The sequence below is a fragment of the Halolamina salina genome (genome assembly GCF_042678005.1).
GTDB classification, from domain to species: Archaea; Halobacteriota; Halobacteria; order Halobacteriales; family Haloferacaceae; genus Halolamina; species Halolamina salina.
Genome location: NZ_JBHUDH010000081.1, coordinates 735 through 8,227 on the forward strand (window position 1 = coordinate 735; position 7,493 = coordinate 8,227).

The window sequence follows — 7,493 nt, forward strand, 5'->3', positions numbered from 1 at the left end:
TCGGGGACGTACGCGGTGTCGAGGTAGAGAAACCGGTCGCTGTGCTTGGCGTTGAACACCCCGTTGTCGTGGGGGTTGCCGTCGATACTGTCGTCCTCGGCGTCGGACGGGACGGCGGCGGCCTCGAACAGCGCGAACTCGCGATCGCCCGCGAGCGTGCCGCCGTCGAGGATCTCGCTGGACTCGACCTCGGTGGCGTCGAGTCCCTTCACCGGGTAGATCCGGACGCGTTCGAGTCGGGACACGGTCGGGAGTAGCCGCCCGTGGACATAGATGTTCGTTCCCGCCCATGTTCGTGGCCGTCTTTAACTGTCGGCGGGCCGTACAGTTCGGTATGGTTTCTACCGGCGATTCGGCACCGAGATTCTCGGCGACGAAAGGGACGAGCGACCACGAGGATTTCGACCTCGACGACCACCTCGGCGACGGGCCGGTCGTGCTCGCCTTCTTCCCCGGCGCGTTCACGCCGCCCTGCACGAACGAGATGGTCGCGCTGCAGGAACGCATCGGCGAGTTCGAGGCCGCCGGTGCGACGGTGTTCGGCGTCAGCGCCGACTCGCCGTTCTCCCAGGGGGCGTTCCGCGAGGAGCACGGCATCGAGTTCGACCTCGTGAGCGACATGGCCGGCGAGGCGATCCGGGCGTACGGACTGGAGATGGACATCCCCGACCTCGGCCTCTACGGCATCGCGAACCGCGCGGTGTTCGTGCTCGATAACGACGGGACGGTGACGTACGACTGGGTCGCCGACGATCCGACGAACGAACCCGACTACGACGACCTGCTCGCGGCCGTCGAGGACGCGTAGCTACGCCGCGTCGTCTTTCGGTTCCCCTTTGAACGTGTACTCCGCAGAATTGTCGACGGGCTCGTAGCCGAGCACTTCCTTCGCGCGCTCGATTGAGTAGTACTTCCGGTCGTTGTCGGAGATGCCGTAGACGATCTCGTACCCGTAGTCGGCCTCCAGACAGCACCGGAACAGGCGGGCGCAGTCGCGGTGGGAGAGCCACATCGCCTGCCCGCGCTCGTATTCCCGCGGGGGGTGGCCCTCAGTGAGGTTCCCGATCCGGACACAGACCACGTCGAGGTCGGCGTGGTCGTGGTAGTAGCGCCCGAGCGTCTCGCCGCTCGCTTTCGAGACGCCGTAGAGGTTCGACGGTCGCGGGAGTTCGGTGCCGTCGAGTCGGTACTCGTCGTCGGTCCGATACATCTCCGGCGTGCGCTCGTCGGTCTCGTAGGCGCCGACGGCGTGGTTGGAGGAGGCGAAGGCGACCTTCTCGACGCCGGCGTCGACGGCAGCGGAGAACACGGTCTGGGTGCCGTCGATGTTGTTCGCGAGCACCGAGTCCCACGGCGCGTCCGGCCGGGGGTCGCCCGCGAGGTGGATCACCGCGCCACAGCCGGAAACGGCGTCGGCGACGGCGTGCTCGTCGGTCACGTCCGCGACGATCGACGCCGACTCGGGGACGCCGTGTCGGCGCTCCTCGGGGATCGGCTCCCGGTCGAGCAGCCGCCAGTCGTACTCGTCGGCGAGCCGCGAGAGGATCGCCTGCCCCACGCGGCCGCCGGCACCCGTCAGCAGCACCGGGTCGTCCATTCGGGTGGATATGTGGATACTGGGGGTAAATACGGTGCGGTTCGGCGGGTCGGCTCCGGTACCGCTTTCCCGGGTCGCCGCCCAGCCCCGCGTATGTCCGACACGACCGACGCCCAGCAGGCCTGCTTCGAGGCCGGCATCAAGTTCGGCTCGCTCTACCACCAGTTCGCCGGCACCCCCGTCTCGCCGGAGAGCACCCGCAGCCTCGAAACCGCCATCGAGGAGGCGATCGAGAACCAGCCGTACTGCGAGTCCGTCGCCGTCGAGATCCTCGACGACCGCGTCGCCGACGCGATCGACCACGACGAGGGGTACGCCGAGCTCACGGGCAGCCTGATGGAGGTCGAGATGCGGATCGACTACGAGGGAACCGCGGTCCGCACGCGGATGGCGATGGAGGACGGCTACCCGCGGATGAAGCTCGTCGCCGTCGAGGACTGAGGCGACTACCACGATCGCTGAGGCGACTGCCGCGATCGCTGAGGCGACTGCCGCGATCGACGGCCGGGCCGGCGCGGTGAAACTGATCCCCCGGACCCGGCTGAACCGCGGTCTGAACCGATATCGCCCGTCGTTTCAGTTCCGCTCCGTGGCGACCTTTTTACCGCCCCGGTGTGCAAACTACCCGCATGAGTCAGACCACGTTCGACGAGGACGACCTGTTCGGCGAGGCGGCCGAGGAGATGCGTGGCGAGGTCGAGAGCCACCTCGCCGACGCCCGCGAGTCGCTCCCGGACGCCGACGCGATCTGGGAGGTGGACGCCGACAACGCGCTGGGCGTGCTCAACGGCCTCAAGTCCGCACTGGACACCGCCGACGCCGCCGAGCACCTCCGGGCGGCGAAGAAGCAGTACGTGATGGGCGAGCGCGCCGACGCGTTCGAGGACGCTGACGATCTGGAAGCCGAGATCGACGACCTCGAGGAACTGATCGAGGACATCGAAGACGCCCACGACGACGCCAGCGAACTCGCGGGGACGCTGCCGTCGCTGCGCTCCACGCTGCAGGACGCCATGGAGGACGAGGACGGCGAGGACGAGTAGTCAGCCCGCTCGCTCCCGAACCGCGTCGAGCAGATCGACCAGCGCTGCCGTCGCCAGCTCCTCGAGCTCCGCTCCCCGTTCGGCGTCGCCCTCTCCGGGGTCGCCGACCACGCCGTTCTCGGTGAACTCGTCGCTGTCGACGGCGAGGTTCACCCCCGACACCCAGTCGCCCCAGCGCTCGCTCCCGCCCTCGCGGGCGTCGTCGATGCGCTCCTCGCGGACGAGTTCGGGGCGGCCGTGTCGCAGGAACGCGGTCTCCAGCGGGCCGGCGTGGCCCATGTCGCTGCTGTGCTCGCCGACCGCCTCGAACCACGTGAACGGCGCCACGCGGGCCACCCCGTCGCGGGTGAGCCGCGCGGCGACCTCCCGGAGCGCGTCGACGTTCCCGCCGTGGCCGTTGACCAGCACGACCGCGTCCGGCCCGTCGCTAGCGGCGAGGCTCTCGACGGTTTCGCGGACGTACGCGCGGAACGTGTCCGGCGACACCCAGAGCGTCCCGTCGAACGCGCGGTGCTCCTCGCTGATGCCGACCGGCACCGTCGGTGCGACGAGCACGGGATCGCCCGTCTCGGCTTCGTAGGCGTCGGCGCCGGCCTCGGCGACGGCTTCGGCGGTGAACGCGTCGGTTCCCAGCGGCGCGTGCGGGCCGTGACCCTCGGTCGAGCCGACCGGGAGGACGGCGAGGTCGGCGTCGGCGTCGCGAACGTCGGTCCACGTCGCGTCGGAGAGGCGCATACGCGGTGCTCGGGTGGGCATCGCTTGTAGGCTGTGGGTCGGCGGCGCCGGTTCGGCACTGCCCCGGTTCCGTGGGTGCCAGCTATAGGGGTGAGAAGCTGTGCCACGAGAAAGAAGATTCAAGACTGCGTACCGACAATCGATCTCTATGAAGTTCTTCTCGTCACGGCAAGCCCGTTGGCGAGTGGTCCTCGCGGTCGCCCTCCTCGGTGCCGGGTTCGTCGCCCTCTACGTCGCGTTGCGTCGCTACGCGCCGTTCGTCTTCGACACGGAGGCCCTCCGGCTCTGGATCGACCAGTTCGGCGTGTTCGCCCCGCTGGTGTTCGTGATCGTGCAGGCGACCCAGGTCGTCGTCGCCCCGATCCCCGGACAGATCGTGGCCCTCGTCGCCGGCTACCTCTTCGGTGCGGTCGCCGGAACCGTCTACAGCCTCGTCGGCGTGCTCATCGGGAGCGCCGTCGCGTTCAGCCTCGCGAAGCGGTACGGGCGTCCGTTCGTCGAGAGCGCGCTCCACGAGGACATCCTCACGCGGTTCGACGGGTTCGTCGAGCGGGTCGGGATCCCGGGACTCATCGTGTTCGTCCTCATCCCCGGCCTCCCCGACGACGCGATCTGCTTCCTGAGCGGGCTCACGACGTGGCGTCTCAGAACGTTCATGGCGGTCATCGCCGTCGGCCGCCTGCCCGCCTACGTCATCACGGTGTACGCCGGCGGCGAACTGGCGAACGGACAGTTCCTCTCGGGTGCGGCGCTGATCGGCGCGGTGGTCTCGCTCTCGCTGCTCGGCTACTACAACCAAGGTCGCATCCGTCGGTTCGTCGAACGGCTCGAACCACGGATCCCGTTCTGAACTCCGCCGCGGTGCCGGGCGGCGTCAGGGTCTGGATCGGTCCCCGTCCGCGTCGCCCTCGGCGCCGATCTCGCCAAGCGGGGTTTCGGCCTCGTTCGACTCGCCGAACCCCGCCGAGAGGACGCGAGTGAGCGCCTGTTCGACGTTCTCGTCGGTCTCCTCGTAGTCGTCAGGCTCGACCTCCACGACGAACCCGGTGGTGATGTTCGGCGCCGTCGGGAGGAACAGCACGTCCCGGCCGTCGTCGGTCGTCTGCCCGGTCTTGAACGCGGTCATCCGCATCCCGTCCCAGGGCTCCAGTTTCACCGGCTGCTGGAGTTCGCTCGCGCCCGAGACGGCCGTTTCGACCGCCAGCTTCGAGGCGTTGTACAGCACCCGGACGCCGGGGACGCGGTTCACTACGTCGTCGAACAGCCCCTCGGCGATCCGCCCCATCTGCGTGCGCATCAGGTAGCCGGCCGCCAGCGTGACCGAGAGGAACAGCCCGAGCGTCAGCCCCAGTTCGAGCGCCATCGCCGCCGCCTCCACGCTGATCGGTCGCGGCACCAACCCCACCGGGATGCGGTTGGGGGGGACGTTCAGCGGGAGGCCGAGCAGGTGGCCGATCAGCCACCGGAGCACCAACAGCAGCACTACGACCGGGAGGACGACGATCAGGCCGCTGGCGAAGTCGCGCTTCCACCGGGTCATTCACTCGAACGTGTCGCCCCGAGAAGTAAAGCCGTACCGCTACCCGCTCACGATTGCGCTTCGCGGCTACCCGCTCACGATTGCGTCACGCGGCTACCCGCTCACGATCGCCCGCAGCGCGAACAGCGCGTTCTCCTTGCGCTCGCGTACCCGGCGGTAGAAGTACGAGAGCCACTTGTCGCCGTAGGGCGCGTACTGCCAGACCTCCTCACCCTCGGCGGCGAGCTCGCGCTGGGCGTCGTCGCGGACCCCCATCAGCATCTGCACCTCGAACTCCCGGTCGTACTCCTCGCGGAGGTCCCGGGCGTAGTCGATCATCGCCGGGTCGTGGCTCCCCACGGCGATCTCGCCCTCGTACTCCGCGAACAGCGTCTCCAGGTCCTCGCGGTAGCGTTCGTCCACCTCGCTCTTCTCGGTGTAGGCGACCGACTCGGGCTCGTCGTAGGCGCCCTTGACCAGCCGGATCTTCCCGGGAACGTCGGCCAGCCGTTCGAGGTCGTCGCTGGTCCGCCGGAGGTTCGACTGCACGCACTGGCCGACGCCGCCGTCGAACTCCCGGGCGAACTCCTCGAAGGCGTCCAGCGTCACGTCGGTGGTGTCGGCGTCCTCCATGTCACACCAGACGAACACGCCGGCGTCCTGTGCGGCCTCGACGATCGAGCGGAAGTTCGACGTGAACACGTCGTCGCCGATGTCGATGCCCAGCTGTGAGGGTTTGACGGAGATACAGGCGTCGACGTCGCTGTCGGCGATGTCGCGCACCAGCGCCCGGTAGGATTTCGTGTCCGCGGCGGCGTTCTCGGGCTCCTCGTAGTGTTCGCCGAGGAGGTTCAGAATGACGTTCACGCCGTCGTCGTTCATCCGCGCGGCGTGATCGAGTGCGGCCGCCGGGCTCTCACCCGCGACGAAGTTGCTGGCGATCGGGGGTATCACACCCGTACAGTTTCCGTGCGGAGGCTAAAACCGTTGGGCTCCGGCCGCAGTTACCCGCTCCGCGACCGTCAGTAGTCGGCTCCAGCTCGTCGTGCCGGCCCGGAGCGCGGTCAGATCTGCCGCCTCGACGGTCACCTCGACGGTGTTCCCCTCCCGGGCGACGCGCGCGCTGGCTCGATCGTCGTCGACGCCGCCGACTTCGGGGTCGAGACTGGCGGCGACGCGTCTGGCGCGGTCGGGAGAGCCGTAGGAGACGGAGAGCGTCGCCGTGTGTGCCGTCACTTCACGTCGACTTCCTTCACGTCGCCGCCGCGCTCCTTCAGCAGGACGCGGTGGCCACAGTAGGGACAGCGCACGCCGCCGTACTCGTCGAGTTCGACGTCGCGCTTACAGCGGGAGCACTTGTAGCTCATCTATTCGCTCTCTTCGGAGAGTGCCGCGCGAATGGAGCGCTGGACCGAGCGACCGCCGGGCGTCTCCGGGCGGTAGGCGCCGCCGGTGAACGTCTCGCCCGTCTCCTCGTTCTTCCAGATGCCGGTGCCGATGCGCTTGACGGAGTCGCCGTCGACGGTGGCGTTCTCCATCGCGTCTTCGATTTCCGAGACGCGTCGCCGGGAGACTCGCCCGTAGCGCGCGCCGAAGCGGCCGGCGCTGCCGACGGACCGAGCCTTGTTCTCAGCCATAGTGCACGGGAGTAGCCCCAGTACGCACAAAAACCCTGCGAGTCGCGCCGCCCCCGTCAGTCGTCCTGATACCCCGCCTCGACCAGCGCCTCGTTGAGCGCCTCCCGAACGCGCTCGCCGGTCTCGCGGTCCATCGCCGTCGTCACGACGCGGTTCTCCTGCACGCTGGAGCCGTCCCGAATCAGCAGGCGGACGTTGCCGCTCTCGCCGGCGCGGGTCGCCTTCGCCCGGACGCCGCCGCGGCTGCCGCCGCCGCCGGCCTCGATCGGTCCCGGGATGAGCTTCTTCACGTTCGGGTGGGCGGCGACGGTGTTCACCACGTCCCGGCCGTCGCGGCCGCCGATGAGGGTGGAGTGCGAGCCGCCGAGCTTCTCCGTCGGCGGCGTGTCGACCACTTCGAGGCTCCGCTCGCCGCGCTGACTCCGGACCCGTTCGACTGGGTCGTCGTCGGGGACGCGGTAGAACCGGTGGTGGAGCTGGGCGCGACACTCCCGCAGCGGCTCGCGCGCGCCGGAAGCGTACACCTCCTCGGGGCGCTTGCGCCGGATCTCGTCGGCGACCTTGCCGGCGAAGTTGCGGAGTTCGACTACGCGCGCCTCGGGGTCCTCCTCGGGGACGGTCGTGATCGTCGTCTCGCCGACGATCTCGGGTTTCTCCCCGTCGGCGTGCTCGGGCGGGTCACGGAGGAACGTCAGCGTCGCGCGCTCGCGCTCGAACGCGACGACGACGGCGTCGCAGTTGGCGGTGTCGCAGGCCAGACAGTAGTCGCCCGGCCGGTCGAGTTCGGTGCCACACCGCCGACAGTCCATGCCGGAGGCAGGCGGTTGTGGCGGAAAAGCGGCGTGCTTCGGCCGGCACGGGGGAACGTTCAACTCCCTTCCCGTCGGAAGCGACCCCGTGTCCCGACGTGCCCTCCCCGCGCTCGTCCTGCTGATCGCCCTCTCGGCGAGCGTGAGCGTCGC

12 protein-coding genes and 1 pseudogene (1 of these 13 only partly in view) are annotated in these 7,493 nt (G+C 69.1%); 4 read left to right on the plus strand and 9 right to left on the minus strand.

Annotation, left to right across the window (positions count from 1 at the left end):
* Positions 1–245: pseudogene (locus tag ACFR9S_RS08210) on the minus strand (MOSC domain-containing protein) (it extends 530 nt beyond the left edge of the window).
* Positions 246–334: 89 nt separating this feature from the next.
* Here ACFR9S_RS08210 and ACFR9S_RS08215 point away from each other — a divergent pair.
* Positions 335–808, plus strand: coding sequence for a redoxin domain-containing protein (locus tag ACFR9S_RS08215; protein WP_379732090.1), 474 nt, complete (start codon positions 335–337; stop codon positions 806–808).
* Here ACFR9S_RS08215 and azf read toward each other — a convergent pair whose 3' ends face one another.
* The gene (azf, locus tag ACFR9S_RS08220; protein WP_379818399.1) at positions 809–1,597 is read right to left on the minus strand and encodes an NAD-dependent glucose-6-phosphate dehydrogenase Azf; all 789 of its coding nucleotides are present in this window, start codon (positions 1,595–1,597) and stop codon (positions 809–811) included.
* A gap of 93 nt (positions 1,598–1,690) precedes the next feature.
* Between azf and ACFR9S_RS08225 the strand changes: the two genes are divergently transcribed.
* Positions 1,691–2,038, plus strand: coding sequence for a dihydroneopterin aldolase family protein (locus ACFR9S_RS08225; protein ID WP_379732092.1), 348 nt, complete (start codon positions 1,691–1,693; stop codon positions 2,036–2,038).
* A gap of 188 nt (positions 2,039–2,226) precedes the next feature.
* Positions 2,227–2,640 (plus strand): DUF5790 family protein, encoded by a 414-nt coding sequence (locus ACFR9S_RS08230; RefSeq protein WP_379732093.1) that lies wholly within the window; start codon positions 2,227–2,229, stop codon positions 2,638–2,640.
* Here ACFR9S_RS08230 and ACFR9S_RS08235 read toward each other — a convergent pair whose 3' ends face one another.
* On the minus strand, positions 2,641–3,375 hold the full coding sequence (locus ACFR9S_RS08235) for a creatininase family protein (protein WP_379818400.1): 735 nt from the start codon (positions 3,373–3,375) through the stop codon (positions 2,641–2,643). It abuts the gene before it with no gap.
* 148 nt (positions 3,376–3,523) lie between these two features.
* Here ACFR9S_RS08235 and ACFR9S_RS08240 point away from each other — a divergent pair, with 148 nt between their 5' ends.
* The gene (locus ACFR9S_RS08240) at positions 3,524–4,225 is read left to right on the plus strand and encodes a TVP38/TMEM64 family protein (RefSeq protein WP_379732186.1); all 702 of its coding nucleotides are present in this window, start codon (positions 3,524–3,526) and stop codon (positions 4,223–4,225) included.
* Positions 4,226–4,249: 24 nt separating this feature from the next.
* Here the strand turns inward: ACFR9S_RS08240 and ACFR9S_RS08245 are convergent, their stop codons facing one another.
* The 6 genes from ACFR9S_RS08245 to ACFR9S_RS08270 form a co-directional block, all read right to left on the minus strand.
* Complete coding sequence (locus ACFR9S_RS08245; protein ID WP_379732187.1) at positions 4,250–4,915, minus strand: DUF502 domain-containing protein; 666 nt, start codon at positions 4,913–4,915, stop codon at positions 4,250–4,252.
* A gap of 93 nt (positions 4,916–5,008) precedes the next feature.
* The gene (locus tag ACFR9S_RS08250; RefSeq protein ID WP_379732188.1) at positions 5,009–5,848 is read right to left on the minus strand and encodes a proline dehydrogenase family protein; all 840 of its coding nucleotides are present in this window, start codon (positions 5,846–5,848) and stop codon (positions 5,009–5,011) included.
* A gap of 24 nt (positions 5,849–5,872) precedes the next feature.
* Entirely contained in the window at positions 5,873–6,130 is a 258-nt protein-coding gene (locus ACFR9S_RS08255; protein ID WP_379732189.1) for a KEOPS complex subunit Pcc1, read from the minus strand.
* Positions 6,127–6,261, minus strand: coding sequence for a DNA-directed RNA polymerase subunit P (locus ACFR9S_RS08260; RefSeq protein ID WP_049981803.1), 135 nt, complete (start codon positions 6,259–6,261; stop codon positions 6,127–6,129). The genes ACFR9S_RS08255 and ACFR9S_RS08260 overlap by 4 nt, the downstream gene beginning before the upstream one ends.
* Positions 6,262–6,531, minus strand: a complete 270-nt coding sequence (locus tag ACFR9S_RS08265) for an eL43 family ribosomal protein (protein ID WP_379732190.1) — start codon at positions 6,529–6,531, stop codon at positions 6,262–6,264.
* Positions 6,532–6,587: 56 nt separating this feature from the next.
* Complete coding sequence (locus ACFR9S_RS08270) at positions 6,588–7,340, minus strand: DUF2103 domain-containing protein (protein WP_379818401.1); 753 nt, start codon at positions 7,338–7,340, stop codon at positions 6,588–6,590.
* Between the last annotated feature and the right edge of the window lie 153 nt (positions 7,341–7,493).

Excerpts from the sequence above, each read along its gene's own strand:
- ACFR9S_RS08230 (WP_379732093.1), top strand. The coding sequence starts at position 2,227 with ATGAGTCAGACCACGTTCGACGAGGACGACCTGTTCGGCGAGGCGGCC.
- ACFR9S_RS08270 (WP_379818401.1), bottom strand. The coding sequence starts at position 7,340 with ATGGACTGTCGGCGGTGTGGCACCGAACTCGACCGGCCGGGCGACTAC.
- ACFR9S_RS08245 (WP_379732187.1), bottom strand. The coding sequence starts at position 4,915 with ATGACCCGGTGGAAGCGCGACTTCGCCAGCGGCCTGATCGTCGTCCTC.
- ACFR9S_RS08265 (WP_379732190.1), bottom strand. The coding sequence starts at position 6,531 with ATGGCTGAGAACAAGGCTCGGTCCGTCGGCAGCGCCGGCCGCTTCGGC.
- ACFR9S_RS08235 (WP_379818400.1), bottom strand. The coding sequence starts at position 3,375 with ATGCGCCTCTCCGACGCGACGTGGACCGACGTTCGCGACGCCGACGCC.
- ACFR9S_RS08215 (WP_379732090.1), top strand. The coding sequence starts at position 335 with ATGGTTTCTACCGGCGATTCGGCACCGAGATTCTCGGCGACGAAAGGG.
- ACFR9S_RS08260 (WP_049981803.1), bottom strand. The coding sequence starts at position 6,261 with ATGAGCTACAAGTGCTCCCGCTGTAAGCGCGACGTCGAACTCGACGAG.
- ACFR9S_RS08225 (WP_379732092.1), top strand. The coding sequence starts at position 1,691 with ATGTCCGACACGACCGACGCCCAGCAGGCCTGCTTCGAGGCCGGCATC.
- azf (WP_379818399.1), bottom strand. The coding sequence starts at position 1,597 with ATGGACGACCCGGTGCTGCTGACGGGTGCCGGCGGCCGCGTGGGGCAG.
- ACFR9S_RS08240 (WP_379732186.1), top strand. The coding sequence starts at position 3,524 with ATGAAGTTCTTCTCGTCACGGCAAGCCCGTTGGCGAGTGGTCCTCGCG.